The 21185-nt window shown below is 72.0% G+C and carries 11 protein-coding genes and 1 pseudogene; 5 read left to right on the top strand and 7 right to left on the bottom strand.

All coding sequences use genetic code 11. The annotated features are described in order from the left end of the window. Positions 1-113 precede the first annotated feature (113 nt). The 3 genes from H299_RS35965 to H299_RS0123940 all read left to right on the top strand — a co-directional run bounded on the left by H299_RS35965 (position 114) and on the right by H299_RS0123940 (position 7357). The gene (locus H299_RS35965; RefSeq protein ID WP_078513001.1) at positions 114-902 is read left to right on the top strand and encodes a VIT1/CCC1 transporter family protein; all 789 of its coding nucleotides are present in this window, start codon (positions 114-116) and stop codon (positions 900-902) included. Positions 903-1284: 382 nt separating this feature from the next. Next, a complete protein-coding gene (gltB, locus tag H299_RS0123945) occupies positions 1285-5904 on the top strand; it encodes a glutamate synthase large subunit (RefSeq protein ID WP_027750469.1) in 4620 nt (1539 codons plus the stop codon). Beyond that, entirely contained in the window at positions 5897-7357 is a 1461-nt protein-coding gene (locus H299_RS0123940) for a glutamate synthase subunit beta (protein WP_027750468.1), read from the top strand. The genes gltB and H299_RS0123940 overlap by 8 nt, the downstream gene beginning before the upstream one ends. Positions 7358-7882: 525 nt before the next feature. Here the strand turns inward: H299_RS0123940 and H299_RS0123935 are convergent. Both H299_RS0123935 and H299_RS0123930 read right to left on the bottom strand, forming a co-directional pair. Beyond that, positions 7883-8992, bottom strand: coding sequence for a hypothetical protein (locus H299_RS0123935; protein ID WP_027750467.1), 1110 nt, complete (start codon positions 8990-8992; stop codon positions 7883-7885). 367 nt (positions 8993-9359) lie between these two features. Then, on the bottom strand, positions 9360-10283 hold the full coding sequence (locus H299_RS0123930; RefSeq protein ID WP_027750466.1) for a hypothetical protein: 924 nt from the start codon (positions 10281-10283) through the stop codon (positions 9360-9362). 638 nt (positions 10284-10921) lie between these two features. On the opposite strand from H299_RS0123930, the gene H299_RS0123925 reads away from it, so the two are divergent. Next, positions 10922-13177, top strand: a complete 2256-nt coding sequence (locus H299_RS0123925) for a glycosyl hydrolase family 18 protein (protein WP_027750465.1) — start codon at positions 10922-10924, stop codon at positions 13175-13177. Positions 13178-13359: 182 nt separating this feature from the next. Here the strand turns inward: H299_RS0123925 and H299_RS38610 are convergent. Next, positions 13360-14076 (bottom strand): annotated as a pseudogene (locus H299_RS38610) (RNA-guided endonuclease TnpB family protein); the annotation flags it as partial. Positions 14077-14247: 171 nt separating this feature from the next. On the opposite strand from H299_RS38610, the gene H299_RS0123915 reads away from it, so the two are divergent. Further along, a complete protein-coding gene (locus tag H299_RS0123915) occupies positions 14248-14556 on the top strand; it encodes a chorismate mutase (protein ID WP_027750464.1) in 309 nt (102 codons plus the stop codon). A gap of 13 nt (positions 14557-14569) precedes the next feature. On the opposite strand, the gene pyk is transcribed toward H299_RS0123915, so the two are convergent. The 4 genes from pyk to pepN all read right to left on the bottom strand — a co-directional run bounded on the left by pyk (position 14570) and on the right by pepN (position 21168). Beyond that, complete coding sequence (gene pyk / locus H299_RS0123910) at positions 14570-16003, bottom strand: pyruvate kinase (RefSeq protein ID WP_027750463.1); 1434 nt, start codon at positions 16001-16003, stop codon at positions 14570-14572. A gap of 143 nt (positions 16004-16146) precedes the next feature. Continuing rightward, positions 16147-16848 carry an SIMPL domain-containing protein gene (locus H299_RS0123905; protein ID WP_027750462.1) on the bottom strand — a complete coding sequence of 234 codons (702 nt, stop codon included), beginning with the start codon at positions 16846-16848 and terminating at the stop codon, positions 16147-16149. A 60-nt stretch (positions 16849-16908) separates the two neighbouring features. After that, entirely contained in the window at positions 16909-18381 is a 1473-nt protein-coding gene (locus H299_RS35955) for a SidA/IucD/PvdA family monooxygenase (RefSeq protein ID WP_078512999.1), read from the bottom strand. Positions 18382-18627: 246 nt separating this feature from the next. Beyond that, positions 18628-21168: an aminopeptidase N gene (gene pepN, locus H299_RS0123895; RefSeq protein WP_027750461.1), complete on the bottom strand. Its 2541-nt coding sequence runs from the start codon at positions 21166-21168 to the stop codon at positions 18628-18630. Between the last annotated feature and the right edge of the window lie 17 nt (positions 21169-21185).

Raw genomic sequence — 21185 nt, 5'->3', positions numbered from 1 at the left:
TCGGACCGGCATCGAGCGCCACCGGCCTCTGTTGATCCGGCGAGGGCCCGTGCCGACGAGGTGAGTGCGTGCGGAAGCAGCGAGACGCGATGAGGACGGGAGCGCGAAGCGGCATGACGACCCTCGCCAGGCCCGGGACCAGGCCCGGCGCCAAGCCCGAGGCCCAGCCCGCGGCCACGCCAGCCGTACGGGCCGGCACCGCCGCCGCGGCACGGCTCGAGGACCACCACCGCGACGTCAACGGCGGCTGGCTGCGGCCGGCCGTCTTCGGCGCCATGGACGGCCTCGTCTCCAACCTCGGACTGATGGCCGGCGTCGCGGGCAGCTCCGCCTCCTCGCAGACGATCGCCGTCGCGGGCCTGGCGGGGCTCGCGGCCGGAGCGTTCTCCATGGCCGCCGGCGAGTACACCTCCGTGGCCTCCCAGCGCGAGCTGGTACAGGCGGAGCTGGACGTGGAGCGGCGCGAGCTGCGCCGCGACCCCGGGGGGGAGCTGGCCGAGCTGGCGGGGCGCTACACCGCGCGCGGTGTGGAGCCCGCGCTCGCGCTGGAGGTCGCCCGCCAGCTCACCCGGGAGCCCGAGCAGGCGCTGGAGATCCACGCGCGCGAGGAACTGGGGGTCGATCCGTTCGACCTGCCCTCCCCGACGGTCGCCGCCGTCTCCTCCTTCGCGTCCTTCTCGCTGGGCGCGCTCCTGCCCGTGGCGCCGTACCTGCTCGGCGCGACGGCGCTGTGGCCCGCGCTGCTGTCGGCGCTGCTGGGGCTCTTCCTGTGCGGTGCGTTGGTGGCCCGGGTGACCGCGCGGACCTGGTGGTTCAGCGGGCTGCGGCAGCTGGCGCTGGGCGGGGCCGCCGCGGCCGTCACCTACGGGCTGGGCGCGGTCTTCGGCACCGCGGTGGGCTGAGAGCCGCGCACGGAACGCCTCCGCGGTCCCGCCGCCCCGGCGCGGGTACGCTGGGGCGGTCCCGCCAGGTGATGATCCACTGGTTACCGATCGGTTTCGCGCGCGTCACGGTGGGCAGAAGCCGGGAAGCCCACGCGCAACGAAGCCCGTGTCGGCAGACCGTTCCAGGCCGTGGAAGGCTGAGTTTCCCCGGTGTTCCCCGGTGTCCCCCCCGGCGCCCGCTCCCGCATGTGGCAGTCGTCCCCAACGTCCGCATGTTGATACGACTTATCCGCGTACTGGGAAGATGCGCCATCATGTAATCTGCACGAAAATTCGATTCTGAGGGCCGACGCCGTCCCTCGGTGAGTGCAACATGCCACCGACGACGACGGGAGAGCCGATGCGCGCAGCATCTCTGGCGGCCCACCCTGCCAAGCAGGGGATGTACGACCCCCGGTACGAGCACGATGCCTGCGGTGTCGGCTTTGTGGCCACTCTCACCGGCGTGCCGAGCCATGAGCTGGTGGAGCAGGCGCTGACCGTGCTGCGCAATCTGGAGCACCGCGGCGCGACGGGTTCCGACCCGGACACCGGTGACGGTGCGGGCATCCTGCTCCAGGTGCCGGACGCCTTCCTGCGCGAGAGCGTCTCCTTCGACCTGCCCGAGGCGGGCGCGTACGCCGTCGGCATCGCCTTCCTGCCGGTCGAGGAAGCGGAGTCCGCCGAGGCCGTCGCCCGCATCGAGGAGATCGCCGCCGAGGAGGGCCTCCGGGTGCTGGGCTGGCGTACGGTACCCGTCGCCCCGCAGCTGCTCGGCGCCGGCGCCCGGGCCACGATGCCCGCCTTCCGCCAGTTGTTCGTGGCCGACGCCGCCGCGGCGGACGCGGAGACCGCAGCCGCCGCCCCGCGCACCGGCCTGGCACTGGACCGGCCCGCCTTCGTGCTGCGCAAGCGCGCCGAACGCGAGGCGGGGACGTACTTCCCCTCGCTCTCCGCGCGCACCCTCGTCTACAAGGGCATGCTCACCACCGGCCAGCTGGAGCCGTTCTTCCCGGACCTGTCCGACCGCCGGTTCGCCTCCGCCGTCGCGCTGGTCCACTCCCGCTTCTCCACCAACACCTTCCCCAGCTGGCCGCTGGCCCACCCGTACCGCTTCGTGGCACACAACGGTGAGATCAACACCGTCCAGGGCAACCGCAACTGGATGCGCGCCCGCGAATCCCAGCTGGCGAGCGAACTCTTCGCCGACGGAAACCGGGACCTGGAGCGGATCTTCCCCGTCTGCACTCCGGACGCCTCCGACTCCGCCTCTTTCGACGAGGTGCTGGAGCTGCTCCACCTGGGTGGCCGCTCGCTGCCGCACTCGGTGCTGATGATGGTCCCCGAGGCCTGGGAGTCCGCCGAGTCCGCCGACTCGATGGACCCGGCCCGGCGCGCCTTCTACCGCTACCACTCCACGATGATGGAGCCCTGGGACGGCCCCGCCTGCGTCACCTTCACCGACGGCACCCAGGTCGGCGCCGTTCTCGACCGCAACGGGCTGCGCCCGGGCCGCTACTGGGTCACCGAGGACGGCCTGGTCGTCCTCGGCTCCGAGGTCGGCGTCCTGGACATCGACCCGGCCAAGGTGGTCCGCAAGGGCCGTCTCCAGCCGGGCCGGATGTTCCTGGTGGACACCGCCGAGCACCGCATCATCGAGGACGACGAGATCAAGGCGCGGCTCGCCGCCGAGCAGCCCTACGGGGAGTGGCTGGAGGCCGGGCTCATCGAGCTGGCCGACCTTCCCGAGCGCGAGCACATCGTGCACACCCACGCCTCGGTCACGCGGCGCCAGCAGACCTTCGGCTACACCGAGGAGGAGCTGCGCGTCCTGCTCGCTCCGATGGCCAAGGCAGGCGCCGAGCCGATCGGCTCGATGGGCACCGACTCGCCGATCGCCGCGCTCTCGGACCGCCCCCGGCTGATCTTCGACTACTTCACCCAGCTGTTCGCCCAGGTCACCAACCCGCCTCTGGACGCCATCCGCGAGGAACTGGTCACCTCGCTGCACTCCTCGCTCGGCCCGCAGGGCAACCTGCTGGACCCGAACGCGGCGTCCTGCCGCAGCGTCACGCTGCCCTTCCCGGTGATCGACAACGACGAGCTGGCCAAGCTCATCCACATCAACGCCGACGGCGACCTGCCCGGCTTCAAGGCCACCACTCTCTCCGGCCTCTACCGGGTGCACGACGGCGGCGCGGGCCTGGCCGAGCGGATCAAGGAGATCTGCGCCGAGGCGGACGCGGCCCTCGCCGCCGGTGCCCACCTGATCGTGCTCTCGGACCGCCACTCGGACGCCGAGCACGCGCCGATCCCGTCGCTGCTGCTGACCTCGGCCGTGCACCACCACCTCATCCGTACCAAGCAGCGCACCCGGGTGGGCCTGCTGGTCGAGGCGGGCGACGTGCGCGAGGTGCACCACGTCGCGCTGCTCATCGGCTACGGCGCCGCCGCCGTCAACCCCTACCTCGCCATGGAGTCCGTGGAGGACCTGGTGCGCGCGGGGACGTTCCTGCCGGACGCGGAGCCCGAGGCGGCGATCGGCAACCTCATCAAGGCGCTGGGCAAGGGCGTGCTGAAGGTGATGTCCAAGATGGGCATCTCGACCGTCGCCTCCTACCGCGGCGCCCAGGTCTTCGAGGCCGTCGGGCTGGACGAGAGCTTCGTGGAGACCTACTTCCACGGCACCGCGACGAAGATCGGCGGCGCCGGCCTGGACGTCGTCGCCAGGGAGGTCGCCGCCCGGCACGCCAAGGCGTACCCCGCCAGCGGCATCGCCCCGGCCCACCGCGGCCTGGAGATCGGCGGCGAGTACCAGTGGCGCCGCGAGGGCGAACCGCACCTCTTCGACCCGGACACCGTCTTCCGGCTCCAGCACTCCACGCGTGAGCGCCGCTACGACGTCTTCAAGCAGTACACCAGCAGGGTCGACGAGCAGTCAGAGCGGCTGATGACGCTGCGCGGCCTGTTCCGCTTCAAGGACGGCGAGAGCCCCGGGGGCCGCACCCCCGTGCCGCTGGAGGAGGTCGAGCCGGTCTCCGAGATCGTCAAGCGCTTCTCCACCGGCGCGATGTCCTACGGCTCCATCTCCATGGAGGCGCACGAGACGCTGGCCATCGCCATGAACCAGCTGGGCGGCAAGTCCAACACCGGCGAGGGCGGCGAGGACCCCGAGCGGCTCTACGACCCCGCGCGCCGCTCCAGCATCAAGCAGGTCGCCTCCGGCCGCTTCGGCGTCACCAGCGAGTACCTGGTCAACTCCGACGACATCCAGATCAAGATGGCCCAGGGCGCCAAGCCCGGCGAGGGCGGCCAGCTGCCCGGCCACAAGGTCTACCCCTGGGTGGCGAAGACCCGGCACTCCACGCCGGGCGTGGGCCTCATCTCGCCTCCGCCGCACCACGACATCTACTCCATCGAGGATCTCGCCCAGCTGATCCACGACCTGAAGAACGCCAACCCGAGGGCCCGCATCCACGTCAAGCTGGTCTCCGAGGTCGGCGTCGGCACCGTCGCCGCCGGCGTCTCCAAGGCGCACGCCGACGTCGTGCTCATCTCCGGCCACGACGGCGGCACCGGCGCCTCCCCGCTCACCTCGCTCAAGCACGCGGGCGGCCCGTGGGAGCTGGGGCTCGCCGAGACCCAGCAGACGCTGCTGCTCAACGGGCTGCGCGACCGGATCGTCGTGCAGACCGACGGGCAGCTCAAGACCGGCCGCGACGTGCTGATCGCCGCGCTGCTGGGCGCCGAGGAGTTCGGTTTCGCGACCGCGCCGCTGGTCGTCTCCGGCTGCGTCATGATGCGGGTCTGCCACCTGGACACCTGCCCGGTCGGCATCGCCACCCAGAACCCGGTGCTGCGCGAGCGCTTCTCCGGCAAGGCCGAGTTCGTGGTCAACTTCTTCGAGTTCATCGCCGAGGAGGTACGGGAGCTGCTCGCCGAGCTGGGCTTCCGCACCCTGGACGAGGCCATCGGGCACGCCGAACTGCTGGACACCAGCCGCGCCGTGGATCACTGGAAGTCGCAGGGCCTGGACCTGGCGCCGCTGCTGCACGTGCCCCAGCTGCCCGAGGGCGCCGTACGCCACCAGGCCGTCGAGCAGGACCACGGGCTGGCCAAGGCGCTCGACAACCAGCTGATCAAGCTGTCCGCCGACGCCCTCGCCGCCGATTCGCCCGAAGCCGCCCAGCCGGTCCGCGCCGCGCTCACGATCCGCAACATCAACCGGACCGTGGGCACCATGCTCGGGCACGAGGTGACCAAGAAGTTCGGCGGCGCGGGCCTGCCGGACGACACGATCGACCTCACCTTCACCGGCTCCGCCGGGCAGTCCTTCGGCGCCTTCCTGCCGCGCGGCGTCACGCTGCGCCTGGAGGGGGACGCCAACGACTACGTCGGCAAGGGCCTCTCCGGCGGCCGGATCGTCGTACGGCCCGACCGCGGCGCCGACCACCTCGCCGAGTACTCCACCATCGCGGGCAACACCCTCGCCTACGGCGCGACCGGCGGCGAACTGTTGCTGCGCGGCCGGGTGGGCGAGCGCTTCTGCGTACGCAACTCCGGTGCCACGGTGGTCTCCGAGGGCGTGGGCGACCACGGCTGCGAGTACATGACCGGCGGTCGGGCCGTCGTCCTGGGCACCACCGGCCGCAACTTCGGCGCGGGCATGTCCGGCGGCACCGCCTACGTCATCGACCTGGACATCCGGCACGTCAACATCGGCCTGCGCCCGGCGGTCGACGTGCTCGACGACGACGACAAGCGGTGGCTGCACGACGTCGTGCGCCGCCATCAGGAGGAGACCGGCTCGACCGTGGCCGCCGCGCTCCTCGCCGACTGGGATGCGGCAGCGACCCGCTTCAGCAAGGTCGTGCCGCCCACCTTCAAGGCCGTGCTCGCCGCCAAGGACGCCGCCGAGCGGGCCGGACTCCCCGAGTCCGAGACCCACGAGAAGATGATGGAGGCGGCGCTCAATGGCTGACCCCAAGGGCTTTCTGACCACCGGCCGCGAGGTCGCCGCCTCGCGCCCCGTCCAGGAGCGCGTCCGCGACTGGAACGAGGTCTACGTCCCCGGCTCGCTGCTGCCCGTCATCAGCAAGCAGGCCGGGCGCTGCATGGACTGCGGCATCCCCTTCTGCCACAACGGCTGTCCGCTGGGGAACCTGATCCCCGAGTGGAACGACTTCGCCTACCGCGAGGACTGGGCCGCCGCCAGCGAGCGGCTGCACGCGACGAACAACTTCCCGGAGTTCACCGGGCGGCTGTGCCCGGCGCCGTGCGAGTCGGCCTGCGTACTCGGCATCAACCAGCCCGCGGTGACCATCAAGAACGTCGAGGTCACCATCATCGACAAGGCGTGGGAGACCGGGGACGTCACCCCGCAGCCGCCCGACCGCCTCTCCGGCAAGACCGTCGCCGTCATCGGCTCCGGCCCGGCCGGGCTGGCCGCCGCCCAGCAGCTGACCCGGGCCGGCCACACCGTCGCCGTCTACGAGCGGGCCGACCGGCTCGGCGGCCTGCTGCGGTACGGCATCCCCGAGTTCAAGATGGAGAAGCGGCACATCAACCGGCGCATCGAGCAGATGCGGGCGGAGGGCACCAAGTTCCGTACCGAGGTCGAGATCGGCCGCGACCTGGACGCCGCCAAGCTGCGCAAGCGCCACGACGCCGTCGTCATCGCCGCCGGGGCCACCACCTCCCGCGACCTGCCGGTGCCCGGCCGCGAACTGGGCGGCATCCACCAGGCGATGGAGTACCTGCCGCTGGCCAACAAGGTGCAGGAGGGCGACCTGACCGTCTCCCCGATCTCCGCCGAGGGCAAGCACGTCGTGGTCATCGGCGGCGGCGACACCGGCGCCGACTGCGTGGGTACGGCGCACCGGCAGGGCGCGCTCTCCGTCACCCAGCTGGAGATCATGCCCCGGCCGGGCGAGGAGCGCGCGCCGGGCCAGCCGTGGCCGACCTACCCGATGCTCTACAAGGTCACTTCCGCGCACGAGGAGGGCGGCGAGCGGGTCTACTCCGTCTCCACCACCCACTTCGAGGGCGACGACGAGGGCAACGTGCAGTGGCTGCACATGGTCGAGGTCGAGTTCAGCGGCGGCAGGCCGGAGCCCAGGCCGGGCACCGAGCGGAAGATCCCCGCCCAGCTGGTCACCCTCGCCATGGGCTTCACCGGCACCGACCAGGCCAACGGGCTGGTCGAGCAGTTCGGCGTCGAACTGGACGCGCGCGGGAACGTCGCCCGCGACGCGGAGTACGCCACCTCCGTCGAGGGCGTCTTCGTGGCCGGCGACGCCGGGCGCGGCCAGTCGCTCATCGTCTGGGCCATCGCCGAGGGCCGCTCCGCCGCCCGCGGCGTGGACCGGTACCTGGCGGGCAGCAGCACGCTGCACGCCCCCGTGCGGCCGACGGACCGGGCGCTGACCGTGTGACGCCCGCCTGAGCCCCCCGGTGTCCCGTACGAGGACGTACGGGTCCGACGCGGCGCCTGCCACTCCCCGACCGGAGGCGGGCGCCGCGTCTTTTTCACGGGCTCAGCGGCCCCCCGCCCCCCGCCCACCGGCTGCCCACGCTCAGGGGCATGAGCCTTCCGTCGCGAGCGGGGTGGACGGCGCGGGCCGGATCGTGATCGCACCTACCCCGAGCGCGCCATGACCCGCAACGCGCGCCGCACGGCAGCCCCCGACAGGGGTAAGACAACAGCTTCTCAGCCTGATCGTCCGCCGCGACGAGTATCTGGCGGCGATGATCCGCCAGGGCAAGTCCCCCCCTGATCCGGGGCCGCCGAGAACAACAGCGGCCTCTCCGTCACCAGCATGAGCCTGGGCGGCGGCGCGCGAACTCTTTCTGGACGGGACCGTACGCGGTGCCGTCACCTGCGGCGGTGTGCAGTTCGGACTCGCTGGGGAACAACGGGGCCGACGCCTGCGACTACGGCCCCGCCCGCTGAGGGGCGCTCAGTCCCTGCCGCAGTCGACGCAGCCGCCGCGCCGCCGCAGGTAGTAGGAGTACGTCGCCGCCCCGAGGGCCACGCCCCAGGTGATCCAGAAGAGCATCGGGCCGCTCGCTCCCCACTCGTCCCGCTCGATGTGCCCGATGGTCATCACCCCGCCGGGGATCAGGGCCAGTGCCACCGCGGTCGCCGGGATGATCGCGGTCTTCGGGTTGACGGGTTTGCCCGCCTTGAACCACACCCAGCGCGGCCATACCTCGCCCCACTTGCTGATGAGTCCGTGCGCCAGCAGGCTGCCGAGCGTCGAGACGACACCGAGGGCGAGGCCGATCTCCAGCATGCCGCTGGTGTCCTGCATGTCCTTCAACAGCGCGTCCGTGATGCCCAGCGGATAGCCGAAGTACCAGGCGATGCGGGTGATGTCGTACGGGAGCGTCGAGAGCACCGCCACGTACACCGCCAGGCGTCCCCACCGAAGCGCCCGGCCGGGCGAGGTCCACGCTGCGGCGCCTGCTTCGCCGCGTCCGCAGCTCAGGCACTGCCGCGCGCTGCGCCGCTGGTAGGCGAGCGTGGCCAGGGCCCACAGCAGGCCGCCGACGAACACGAGGATCAGATGGTCCCGGTGCCAGTACAGGATGTCCTCGATGCCGCCCTGCGGACCGGGGATACCGGTGAAGGCGAACACCACCAGGACCGGGGAGAAGGCGACCACGGCGATCAGCGTGTAGTCGGGAATCACCAGGGCCAGCAGCCCGGCCGACACCCATCCGAAGACGAGCAGCGCCTTGCGGGACCGCCCCCCCTGCCGGTTCCTGATCATCATGACCCCGGCGACGACCGTGGCCGCGCAGAACACCGCGAGGATCGGTGCGACGATCTCCGCCCGGCTGGGCTCGAGGAGCGAGGCCGAGGCCCGGTCGTCATGGGTACGGGCGAACGGGTACGCGGCTCCGCCCAGCGCCCAGTAGACCGAGGCGGCCCCGTAGACCACCGACCACACGAGGGCCGCGTACGGCGACCACTCGGGCCACCGCGCCCACCAGCGGCGGTGCCCCGCCCGGCCGTGCTCCGGGGAGCCCCCGCGCGCCACCCGTTCCTTCACTGCCCCGGCCATGGCCGACCTCCTCCTGATAACCCGCTGTGCCGCCGCTGTGGTGACGAGGCAAGCTTGTGGCCGGGGTAGCCGGCCGCACCATCTGCCGATCGGCGGACCCGGAGCGCTCTGCCGATCGGCAGAGGAACGCTGCGCCCCGTACGGGAGCAGGGCGCTCCGACTGCCGCTCGGCCCCCGGACAGCGCGAGCGCGCCCCGCAGCCGCGCCGGGCCGGTCGACTTCCTTTCCGGCATGGCAGTACGGCCCAGTGCCGCCCGTGAGGGCGGTGCGGGATGGAGGCAGGTGCGTGCAGCTGCAAAGCGGATGAAGCCAGGGGGGAGTGCGCGTACCAGGCGTCGCGGGCCCGGGAGGATTTGCCGGACAGGCGCTACGTGTCGCAGTCCAGCACCGTGTGGCACAGGCCGCAGCGGGCCCGTACGCGGCCCCGCACGGGGACGCGGATGCGCTGGTGGCACGTCGGGCAGGGGAAGGAGACGCGCGCCGGGGCGTGGCCCTCGAAGGCGTACCCGGCACGGTCCGACGGCGGGGGAGGGGCGCCCGTCCCGGGCCCGGCCGGTGCCAGCGCCAGCCGCCGGTCCCGTGCGTACCGGCGCCGTCCGGCCCAGCCGGAGGAGGCCAGCGGCGGCTGCGCCTCGTCCCGCCGGGCCAGGGCGCGCCCGGCGGTGTACGCCTCGTACGCCTGCGGGCTGGTGAACCAGATCGCCGGGTCCTCGTCGAACAGCGCGGCCCGCTTGGCCAGTACGTACCCGAACTCCTCCGGGGTGAGGTAGCCGAACTTCTGCGAGGTGAGGGAGTCCTGCCGGAAGGCGTCCAGCAGCAGCCAGCCGGAGCCGAGGTAGGCGGCGGCCGTGTCGGTGAGGATCTCGTTGTCACGGGTGCCGGGGAAGGCGAGGCCGAGGCGGTGCAGGTAGACGTGCATCACCTCGTGGGCGAGCGCGGCACCGATGTCCCGGCGGTGGGTCTTGAAGCGGGAGTTCAGCTCGACGAAGTACTCCGGGCCCGCCTCCAGCTCGACGTGGGCCGCGTCCCGCATGTCGCGGAAGCTGACGATCACGCGCGCGTCGGGCAGCCGCAGGTGCGAGACCATCACCCGGGCCAGCCGCTGCACCCCGGCGTACAGCTCCTCGCCGTCGGAGAGGGCGACTTCGGCCGGAGTGACGCTGAGGTCGAAGGTGCGCACCGTGTCGCAGGACAGCCGCTTGTACAGGGCGGTCACCGCCGCGCGCACGGTCTCCAGGTGCGGGAAGCCCCGCTCGACCGGGTCGGCCGTGCCGCCGTGCCGCGCGACCATCCGCTCCACCCCGCCTCCGCCGGTCCGGGCCCGCCCGGCCGGTGACGCCGAAGGGCTCACTCCATCGTCGCACCCGCCCGCGGCTGTCCCGGAGGTCTGGACTTCGCGGTCACCGTGGGTGCCCGTACGGCAGCGGGCCGTGAATAATTCCGCCGCTGCTCCGAGGCGGCGATCGACGTCCCCGGCTTTGAGACGGACGTGCCGGCCGGGCCGCTGCGTGCGGCGGGGCGTACGCAGCGTCCGGCACGGGGCAGGCACCGCAGGCCAAGGAACGGTAAATTCCCGGGAGTTGGTCCAGTCCACCCCTGGTGTCACGAGCGGGCACGAGTGCTCCCGGCCCTGCGAATTGGTCTGGGCCAATCCTCGCCCCACGTGTTGACATGTACGCAAAGAGCGGCTGTTTTAGAGGTCTGTACCGCAGCGCAGCGCGTCCGACGTCCCGAGCGGCAGGACACGTTCACGCCTCCGCCGCCCCGCTTCGGCGATCGGCGGGCACGCGGACGCGGACGACCGCCTCGCCTTACACCCCCTCAAGGAGAGCCGTGTCCCCACGCAGATCCCTCCGCAGATCCCCACGCAGCCCCGCCGGCAGATCCGCCGGCACACCGCACCGCTTCTGGCGGAGCACGCGCAGCAGGCTGACCGCCGTCCTCACGGTGCTCGCGCTGGCGCTCGCCGGACTGACCGGGCTGGCCGGCCCGGCACACGCCGAGACCGGGCTCACCGCGACGTTCAGCAGCAGCGGCAGCGGCTCGTCCTGGACGGGCAAGTTCGTCGTCCGCAACAGCGCGGCCACCGCCGTGAACAACTGGTCGCTGGAGTTCGACCTGCCCGCCGGAGTCACCCTCAGCGGCCACACCCACGGGACCGCCCAGGTCAACGGCTCGCACGTCACCGTGACGCCCGCCTACTACAACGCCCGCGTCCCCGCCAACGGTTCCACCGAGCCGTACAGCTACACCTTCCAGGCGTCCAGCCCCATCACGGCTGCGGGCTGCCTGATCAACGGCGACAAGTGCGACGGCAGCGCCGCCGTACCGCCCGAGGCGCCCGGCGGCGTCACGGTGGCCGACACCACCGCCCGCACGGTGAGCCTGAAGTGGACGGCCGCGGTCAAGGGCGACTTCCCGGTGGCCTCCTACGAGGTGCTGCGCGGCAGCACGGTCGTCGGCGTCAGCGCCAAGGCCGAGGCCACCGTCCGCGACCTGACACCGGCCACCAGGTATGAGTTCACCGTCCGGGCCAAGGACACGCGCGGCAACCTGGGGCCCGCCAGTGCCCCGGTCGCGGCGACGACCGTCGACCCGGCGACCGATCCGGACCCGCCGACGGCACCTGGCGGACTGCGGGCCGGTGAGGTCACCTCCAGCACCGTGGTGCTGAACTGGAACGCCGCCACCGACAACAAGCGCGTCGCCGCGTACGACGTCTACCAGGGCGCCACGCTGGCGGCCAGCGTGCCCGCCGACACCCTCACCACCACCTTGACCGGCCTGGCGCCCGCCACCGGCTACCAGTTCACCGTCAAAGCCCGCGACGCGGCCGACAACTCCTCCCCGGCGAGCAACACCCTCACCGTCACCACCGACGAGGCCGTGGGCAACGGCGGCTACGCCAAGGTCGGCTACTTCGTGCAGTGGGGCATCTACGGCCGCCAGTACTTCGTCAAGAACCTCGACACCTCCGGGGCCGCCGCCAAGCTGGACGTGATCAACTACGCGTTCGGCAACATCGACCCGAAGAACCTCACCTGCCTCAACGGCGTCACCAAGGGCACCACCACCAACCCCCAGGACCCCAACCAGGGCGACGGGGCGGGCGACGCCGAGGCCGACTACGGCCGCGCCTTCTCCGCCGCGCAGTCCGTGGACGGCGTGGCCGACGACGGCTGGGGCAAGCTGCGCGGCAACTTCAACCAGCTCAAGAAGCTCAAGGCCAAGCACCCGCACCTGAAGGTCCTCATCTCCCTCGGCGGCTGGACCTACTCCAAGTACTTCTCGGACGCCGCCGCCACGGACGCCTCCCGGAAGAAGTTCGTGAAGTCCTGCATCGACATGTACATCAAGGGCAACCTGCCCGAGTACCTCGCCGCGGGAGGCGAGGGCGTCGCCGCCGGGATCTTCGACGGGATCGACCTCGACTGGGAGTGGCCCGGCTCGCCCGACGGCCACCCCGGCAACCACTGGAGCGCCCAGGACAAGGCCAACAACACCGCGCTGATCGCCGAGTTCCGCGACCAGCTCGACGCGCTGGGCGGCGAGCACAAGCTGCTCACCGCCTTCACCCCGGCCGACCCGAAGAAGATCGACGCGGGCTGGGACCTGCCCAAGATCTTCAAGGACCTGGACTACGCCAACATCCAGGGCTACGACTTCCACGGCTCCGGCAGCGACAACTCCTGGGAGCCCAACCGCTCGGGCCACCAGGCCAACCTCTACCCGGACCCGCAGTCGCCGTACGCCACCGACTTCAGCGTCGACGGTGCCGTGCAGACCTACCTCGACCAGGGAATCTCGCCACGCAAGCTCACCTTCGGCTTCGCCTTCTACGGCCGGGGCTGGCAACAGGTGGCGGACGGCGGGGTCCGCGGTGAGTACCAGAGCGCCAACGGGGCCGCGCCCGGCCAGTTCCAGGAGGAGGCCGGAATCCGGGGCTACCAGAACATGCTCACCAGCGTGCCCAACATGACCGTCCACCACGACGCCGAGTCCGTGTCCACCTACGGCTACACCGGTCCAGGCGGCCAGTGGTGGTCCTTCGACGACGCCTGGTCCATCGGGAAGAAGACGGCGTACATCAAGTCCAAGGGCCTGCTCGGCGGGATGGTCTGGGAGATGTCCGGCGACACGCCGAACGGCTCCCTGATGACCGCCTTGAACAGCGGCCTCAGATAGCGGCCCGGCCGCCGTCCCGATCCCCTGTTTCCCGTGTCCCCCGCGGTGCGGTACGTCCGCACCGCGGGGGACGTACCCGACAAGGAGGCGTCCACGATGCGGCCTGCCCGTGAAACCGCCCCCGTGCGCGGCATAGGCTTTGCCGACCTTGACATCCTCTCCTCCCTGGGGGGAGGAGGTTCCTACGGCTCGCGCCGTGGGGTTTTCTGCTTCGTTGCCGACTGCCCGCCCGGAGTACTCCGTTGAGGTCTTACGCCAGCTCCACAGACAGACACCGCCAGCCCGGCGGCCTTGAGATTCGTCGCCGCGTTCACGTCACGGTCGTGGGCCGTGCCGCAACTGCTGCACCTCCAGGTATGGACGCGGAGCGGCATCTTGCTGCGCAGGGCGCCGCAGACGGAGCACAGTTTGGACGAGGGGAACCACCGGTCGACGGCGACCACCTCCCGCCCGTACCAGCTTGCCTTGTACTCCAGCATCGAGCGAAACGTGCTCCAGCTCGCGTCCGAGATGGCGGGGGCGAGGGAGTGGTTCTTGACCATGTTGTGCACGGCCAGGTCCTCGATCACGAGCGTTTGGTTCTCACACACGAGCCGGGTGGTCAGCTTGTGCAGGTGGTCCCGGCGGCGGTCGGCGATGCGGGCATGGACCTTTGCGACCTTCCAGCGGGCCTTGTTCCGGTTGGTTCCCTCACCCTTGGCCTTGCGGGAGAGATTCCGCTGGGCCCTGGCGGGCCGGACGCGGTCCTTGCGCTCGAACTTCGGGTTGGTGACCTTCTCCCCGGTGGAGAGCGTCACCAAGCTGGTGATCCCGGCGTCGATACCCACAGCCGCGCTCACCGGCGCGGGCAAGGCGGGCCGGTCCTCGCACAGGATGGACGCGAACCAGCGCCCGGCCGCCTGCGCACCGGTCGGATAGAAGCGGTACTTGAACGCCCACTTCACCTGATTCCCGGCCATGCTCGTAAACTAGCGCATAAAGGTGACCTTCAAACCCGCCCGCTGGCTTCCTTCGCAGGCGCTTCGCTTCCTCCCCCGGCTGAAGCCAGGGGTATCCACGAAAGAATCCCGATGAATGAGATCGACGGTACCGACGAGTCCGTACAGGCACAGCTGGAAGAACTGCGCGACAGCATCGACAACATCGACGCGGCTGTGGTGCACATGCTCGCCGAACGCTTCAAGTGCACCCAGCGGGTCGGCAGACTCAAGGCGGACCACCGCCTGCCCACCGCCGACCCGTCCCGCGAGGCGCGTCAGATCAAGCGGCTGCGGGAGCTGGCCGGGAACGCCAAGCTGGACCCGGCGTTCGCGGAGAAGCTGTTGAACTTCGTCATCGCCGAGGTCATCCGGCACCACGAGACGATCGCCCGCTCCTGACCGGAGCGGCGGGTCAGCCGCGGGTGTCGTCCTCGCCGATGTGGTGCACGTGCACCAGGTTGGTCGTCCCGGGCACACCCGGCGGCGACCCGGCCGTGATCACCACGATGTCGCCCTTCTCGCAGCGCCCGATCTTCAGCAGCTGCTCGTCGACCTGGGCGATCATCTCGTCCGTGGTCTGCACCGTCGGACCCAGGAACGTCTCGACGCCCCAGGTCAGATTGAGCTGCGAACGCGTCGCCTCGTCGGGCGTGAAGGCGAGCACCGGGATCGGCGAGCGGTAGCGCGCCAGGCGCCGCACGGTGTCCCCGGACTGGGTGAAGGCGACCAGGAAGCGGGCGCCGAGGAAGTCGCCCATCTCGGCCGCCGCCCGCGCCACCGCGCCGCCCTGGGTCCGTGGCTTGCTCCGCTCGGTCAGCGGCGGCAGCCCCTTGGCGAGCATGTCCTCCTCGGCGGCGGCCACGATGCGGCTCATGGTGCGGACCGTCTCCACCGGGTAGTGGCCCACGCTGGTCTCGCCCGAGAGCATCACCGCGTCCGTGCCGTCCATCACGGCGTTCGCCACGTCCGAGGCCTCCGCGCGGGTCGGGCGGGAGGCGTCGATCATCGACTCCAGCATCTGCGTCGCCACGATCACCGGCTTGGCCATCCGCTTGGCCAGCTTGACCGCCCGCTTCTGGACCATCGGCACGGCCTCCAGCGGCATCTCCACGCCGAGATCGCCGCGCGCGACCATCAGACCGTCGAACGCGTCCACGATCGACTCGAGGTTCGCCACCGCCTGCGGCTTCTCGATCTTGGCGATGACCGGGACGCGCCGCCCCTCGTCCGCCATCACCCGGTGCACCTCCCGGATGTCGTCGCCGCTGCGCACGAACGAGAGGGCGATCAGATCGGCACCCATGCGCAGCGCCCAGCGCAGGTCCTCGACGTCCTTCCCGCTCAGTGCGGGCACCGAGACCGCGACACCGGGAAGGTTGAGGCCCTTGTGGTCCGAGACCATGCCGCCCTCGACCACCGTGGTACGCACCAGCGGCCCCTCGACCGCCGTCACCTGGAGGGTCACCCGGCCGTCGTCCACCAGAATCAGCTCACCTGCGGTGACGTCCGCGGCCAGACCGGCGTACGTGGTGCCGCAGCAGGTGCGGTCGCCCTCCCCTTCCTCGACGGTGATGCTGAACTCGTCACCGCGTTCAAGGAGTACCGGGCCCTCACGGAAACGCCCGAGACGAATCTTCGGACCTTGAAGGTCCGCCATGACACCCACGCTGCGGCCGGTCTCCTCGGACGCCCGGCGCACCCGCTCGTACCGCGCCTCGTGCTCGATGTGCGTGCCATGGCTGAAATTGAACCTGGCCACATCCATTCCCGCCTCGACAAGCGCTTTGATCTGCTCGTACGAGTCGGTGGCGGGACCCAGGGTGCTGACGATCTTCGCTCGGCGCATGTTTCGAGTTTAGGACTTACCAGTCAGTAGAGAGCTGTGGAAAGGTAACTGACCAACGTCCTTCTGATGAAAGGCCATTGACAACTAATAAACTGGGCGGGCACCCGCTCCGATGAGCGCCCGCCACGGCGCGGCGAGGGCGCTCAGAGCACCGGCGGGCTCATCGTGAAGCGCGCGTTCACGCGGGCGTACACCTGCTGCGCCGCAGGCTCCAGGTCGAGCGGCTCAGCCTCCTGCGCCCCGCCCCCGTACCCCGCCGCACGGACCAGACCTCCCGGCGCGACGGCCGCCAGCTCCGCCCCCGGCCCCTCCGCGCCCTCGTCCGCCAGCTCCAGCAGCGCCACCAACTCCGCACCCAGCGCGCCCGCGTACTCCCGCGCCCGCGTCACCGCCTCCCGCACCGCCTGCTGCCGCACCCGCCGGTGGACCGGCGAGTCGGGACGCAGCCCCCACCACGGTCCGTCCACCCGGGTCAGCTCCAGCTCCGCCAGCCGTGTGGTGAGTTCGCCGAGCACCGTGAAGTCGGCGACGGTCGCCGTCACCCGCACCTGGCCGTGGTACGTGCGCACCCGCTCGCGCCGCCCGCCGCCCGCCAGCTCCGGGGTAACCGTGAAGGAGCCCGTCTCGACCTTCTCCACCGCCTCGCCACACCCCTTGAGCAGCTCCAGCACCTGGGCGTTGCGCCGGGTCAGAACCGCCAGCGCGCCCCGCCGGTCGGTGCCGCGCGCCGCCGTGGTGACGCCGATCCGGGCCGTCTCCGGCTCGACCTCCAGACGGGCCTCGCCGCGCACGGCGACCCGTGGGGCGTCGAAGGTTGCGTGCGGCGGGCTGGGCTGGGCGGTCATGGCGGGCACCCTCTGCGGTCGCGGCGGCCGGCGGCTCTCGTCACCGGTACGGTACGCCCGTCACGCGCCCCCGTCCGCCCGCAGCCCGAAAGTGGTGAACGCGCTGCGCCGGGGCAGCGGAAAGTGCTCACCGCCCGTGACGGCGTGCAGAATCCGCGCACCGCGGTACGCCGTCAGCCCCAGGTCCGGCGCCCCGACGCCGTGCGTGTGCCGCTCCGCGTTCTGCACGTGTACCGCGCCGCGCACCGCCGGGTCCAGAACCAGCCGGAACTCCTGGTCGATCCGGGGCCGCCCCGCCGCGTCGCGCCGCACGAGCGGCCACAGCTCCGGCAGCAGGGCCTCGCAGGAGCGCTCCCGGTACCCCGTCGCGAGCACCACCGCGTCCGTCACCAGCCGTGAGCGCTCGCCCTGTTCCGCGTGTTCGAGATGCAGCTCCACCTGCGCCCGGCCGATCCGCCCCGCCGTGCGTACGCCCACTCCCGGGGTCAGCACCGCGTCCGGCCAGCCGCCGCGCAGCGTGCGCTGGTACAGCTCGTCGTGGATCGCGCCCAGCGTGCCGTGGTCCACCGCCTTGTGCAGCTGGCCCTGTCGGGCGAGCAGGCCGTCGCGCACCTGCTCGGGCAGGGCGTGGAAGTAGCGGGTGTAGTCGGGGGTGAAGTGCTCCAGCCCCAGCTTGCTGTACTCCATCGGCGCGAACGCCGGGCTGCGGGTGATCCAGTGCAGCCCCTCCAGCCCGGCCGGGCGCCGCCGCAGCAGGTCCAGGAAGACCTCGGCGCCCGACTGGCCCGAACCGACCACCGTCACGTGGCCCGCGGCCGACAGCCGCTCCCGGTGCGCCAGGTAGTCGGCCGAGTGCAGCACCGGCACACCCGGCGCCTCCAGCAGCGGGCGCAGCGGCTCGGGCACGTACGGCGCCGTGCCCACGCCCAGGCAGAGGTTGCGCGCGTAGGCGCGCCCGCGAGCCTGCGGGGCGCCCGAACCGGCGTGCAGCCGGGTGAAGTCCAGCTCGAAGACGGACCGCTCGGCGTGCCAGCGCACCGCCTCGACGCGGTGGCCGAAGTAGAGCCCCACCCCGCCGGGCCCCGCGCCGGGCCGCGCCTGCCGGGCCGTCAGCTCCGCGCACACCCAGCGGCAGTACGCCTCGTACTCCGCCCGCGTGACGTGGAAGCGCTCCGCGAAGTAGAAGGGGAACAGCCGCTCCTGCGCCCGGAGATAGCACAGGAACGACCACGGACTGGCCGGGTCGGCCATCGAGACGAGATCGGCCAGGAAGGGCACCTGGAGCGTGGCCCCCTCGATGAGCAGGCCCGGATGCCAGGAGAAGTCGGGCCGCTGCTCGAAGAAGACCGTACGCAGCCCGGCGATCCCGTGCGAGAGCGCGGCCAGCGACAGGTTGGCCGGGCCGATGCCGATCCCGGCGAGGTCGAGCGGCCTCGCCCGCGGCGCCTCGGCGGGGGGCGCTTCGGCGGGGGCCGATCCCGAGCCGGAGTCCGCGGCGGCGCCCCCGGACGGGTCGACGGGGGGTGTGGGCATGGCGGCTGGACCTTCCCTGTCGGGGACGGAGGGCAGCGCGGCACACCGCACGTCGCCGGAGGCCGTGCGCAGCTCGGGCACGCCCACGCTACGCACGCCACGCGCCGCCACCACCGATGTCGCGGTTCTTTCGCCCGAAGGTGGTAGCGGCGCACGGAGCGGAGGGCGCGCTCTGCCTGGGCGCGCCCCTTGCCTCAGCCCGGACCGCCCCCGCCCCGGCTGCCTCCCGCCCCGGCCGCCCGCGCCTCAGCCGCCCGCGCCGCGCACCGCCCGTACCCGCCGCAGATCGTCGAGCTGGTCCGCCAGTTGCCGGCGCAGCGCGGGCGTGGGCGCGTCCGAGGCCAGGCACTCCTCCCCGCGTCGCACCGCGTCCTCGTCGGCGACGAAGAACGGGAACGCCCAGTGCCCCGCCGACGCCGCGATGGAGTCCCCGCGCCGGGCGGCCAGTTCGACCGCCGCGTCGTAGTAGCGGGCGGCGTACTCCGTCACCAGCTCCGCTTGCTCGGGCTGCCAGAACCCCTGTGCCGTGGCCTTGAAGAGGTAGTTGGACAGCGCGTCCGCCGGGCCGAACAGCGCCTCCCAGGCCGCCGCCTTCGCCGCTGCGTCCGGCAGTGCCGCCCGGCAGCGGGCCGCGCCCTCCTGCCCGGTCGCGCTCGGGTCGCCCGCCAGCGCCTCCGCGATCTCCGGCTCGCCCACCGCGCCCAGCACCGACAGCCGCCGCAGCAGCCGCCAGGACAGCTCCGGGTCCAGCGCCGGGCCGCCGGGTACCGTACCCGCCGCGCGCCAGGCCAGCAGTTCGTCCGGCGCGGTCACGGTGTCGGCGAACACCCGCACCGCGGTCAGCCGGATGCCTGGCGCCGAGCCGTCGGCCGTACGCGCCAGCAGCGCGCGGCAGGTGTCCGCGAGCGCGTCCAGGCCCCGGGTGCGCGCGCTGCCGGTCAGGAAGCGGTCGGCGACCTGCGTACGGGCGAAGGACAGCACGCCCTGGACCACCGCGTCGTCCGTCTCCGCCGGAAGGTGGTCCCGCACGGCGGCCAGGTACTCGGCAGGGGCCAGCGCACCGTCCCGCACCAGGTCGCGCGCCGCGTTCCACACCAGCCCGCGGGAGAGCGGATCGGGCAGCCCGGAGAGGCAGTCCCGGACGGTCTGCCAGGACTCCGCGTCCAGGCGGATCTTGGCGTAGGTGAAGTCGCTGTCGTTGAGCAGCACCAGGTCGGGGCGCGGCCCGTCCGCGGTCAGCGCCGCTCCCGGGCCGTCCTCGGGCAGGTCCCGCTCCAGCCGCTCCCGCAGCACGAGGCGGCCGGGGTCGGCGGGTGCCCGGTCGTAGAGGCCGACCGCCAGCCGGTGCGGACGCCCGCCCGCATGGCCGATCTCCAGCGACCACTGCCGCCCGGAGCGGCCCGCGCCGTCCGGGGCGGCGGACTCGGTCACCTGGGGGGTGAGCGTGTCGACGCCGGTGGTGCGCAGCCAGCGGGCCGCCCAGGCGTGCACGTCGCGGTCGGTCGAGGCGCGGGCGAGGGAGTCGAGGAAGTCGTGCAGGGTGGCGTTGCCGAAGCGGTGCCGGGCGAAGTGGTCGTTGATGCCCGCCAGGAACGTCTTCTCGCCCAGCCAGGCCACCAGTTGGCGCAGTGCGCTGGCGCCCTTGGCGTAGGAGATCCCGTCGAAGTTGAGCCGGGCGGCGGCGGTGTCCGGTACGGCGTCGGGGTCGGGGGCCACCGGGTGGGTGGAGCCGCGCTGGTCGGCGTCGTACCCCCAGCCCTTGCGCGCGACGGTGAAGTCCGTCCAGACGCCGGTGAAGCGGGTGGCGTCGGCGAGGGTCTGGAAGCCCATGTACTCGGCGAACGACTCGTTCAGCCAGATGTCGTCCCACCAGCGCAGGGTGACCAGGTCGCCGAACCACATGTGCGCCATCTCGTGGGCGATCACCATGCCGCGCGTCTGCCGGTCGGTCTCGGTGACCGCGGAGCGGTGGATGAACTCGTCCCGGAAGGTGACCAGTCCCGGATTCTCCATCGCGCCGGAGTTGAACTCCGGCACGAACGCCTGGTCGTAGGAGTCGAACGGGTAGGGCTCGTCGAAGATCTCGTGGTAGCGGTCGAAGAGCCTGCGGGTGAGGTCGAACAGCTCGTCGGCGTCCGCGTCCAGGTACGCGCCCAGGGAGCGGCGCACGTGCAGGCCGAAGGGCAGCCCGGCGTGCTCGGTGCGCACCGAGTGGTACGGGCCGGCGGCGACCGCCATCAGGTAGGTGCTGATCGGCGGCGTGGGCGCGCACTCCCAGTGGCCCTCGGCGGTACGCCGGGCCACGCCGTTGCCCAGCACCGTCCACTCCGGCGGGGCGGTGACCGAGACCTGGAGCACGGCCTTGAGGTCGGGCTGGTCGAAGCAGGCGAAGACGAGCGGCGCGTCGTCCATGCAGCACTGCGTGTAGAGGTAGGTGAGCCCGTCGGCCGGGTCGGTGAAGCGGTGCATGCCCTCGCCCACACGGGAGTAGGGCATGTCCGCCTCGACGCGCAGTTCGTGCTCGCCCGCCGCCAGGCCGGTCAGCGGCAGGCGCCCACCCGCGAGGGTGGAGACCGCCAGCTCCGTCCCGTCGAGCGTGGCCCGGTGCAGCGTGTGCGGGCGCAACTGGACGAAGGTGTCCGCACCCGCCTCCCCCGCGGTGAAGCGGATCACGGTCGTGGAGCCGAAGACGTCGTCGCCCCGGGTCACGTCCAGGGCGATCTCATACCGCTGGACGGTGAGGAGGCTGGCTCGGGTCTGCGCTTCGTCGCGCGTCAGTACGGACATGCGCTCCATGCTGCCGT

The organism is Streptomyces sp. CNH287, from assembly GCF_000424825.1.
This window is presented reverse-complemented; position numbering and strand designations above follow the sequence as displayed.

Coding starts and splice junctions, on each gene's coding strand:
- H299_RS35965 (WP_078513001.1), top strand. CDS start 114: ATGACGACCCTCGCCAGGCCCGGGACCAGGCCCGGCGCCAAGCCCGAG.
- gltB (WP_027750469.1), top strand. CDS start 1,285: ATGCGCGCAGCATCTCTGGCGGCCCACCCTGCCAAGCAGGGGATGTAC.
- H299_RS0123940 (WP_027750468.1), top strand. CDS start 5,897: ATGGCTGACCCCAAGGGCTTTCTGACCACCGGCCGCGAGGTCGCCGCC.
- H299_RS0123935 (WP_027750467.1), bottom strand. CDS start 8,992: ATGGCCGGGGCAGTGAAGGAACGGGTGGCGCGCGGGGGCTCCCCGGAG.
- H299_RS0123930 (WP_027750466.1), bottom strand. CDS start 10,283: ATGGTCGCGCGGCACGGCGGCACGGCCGACCCGGTCGAGCGGGGCTTC.
- H299_RS0123915 (WP_027750464.1), top strand. CDS start 14,248: ATGAATGAGATCGACGGTACCGACGAGTCCGTACAGGCACAGCTGGAA.
- pyk (WP_027750463.1), bottom strand. CDS start 16,003: ATGCGCCGAGCGAAGATCGTCAGCACCCTGGGTCCCGCCACCGACTCG.
- H299_RS0123905 (WP_027750462.1), bottom strand. CDS start 16,848: ATGACCGCCCAGCCCAGCCCGCCGCACGCAACCTTCGACGCCCCACGG.
- H299_RS35955 (WP_078512999.1), bottom strand. CDS start 18,381: ATGCCCACACCCCCCGTCGACCCGTCCGGGGGCGCCGCCGCGGACTCC.
- pepN (WP_027750461.1), bottom strand. CDS start 21,168: ATGTCCGTACTGACGCGCGACGAAGCGCAGACCCGAGCCAGCCTCCTC.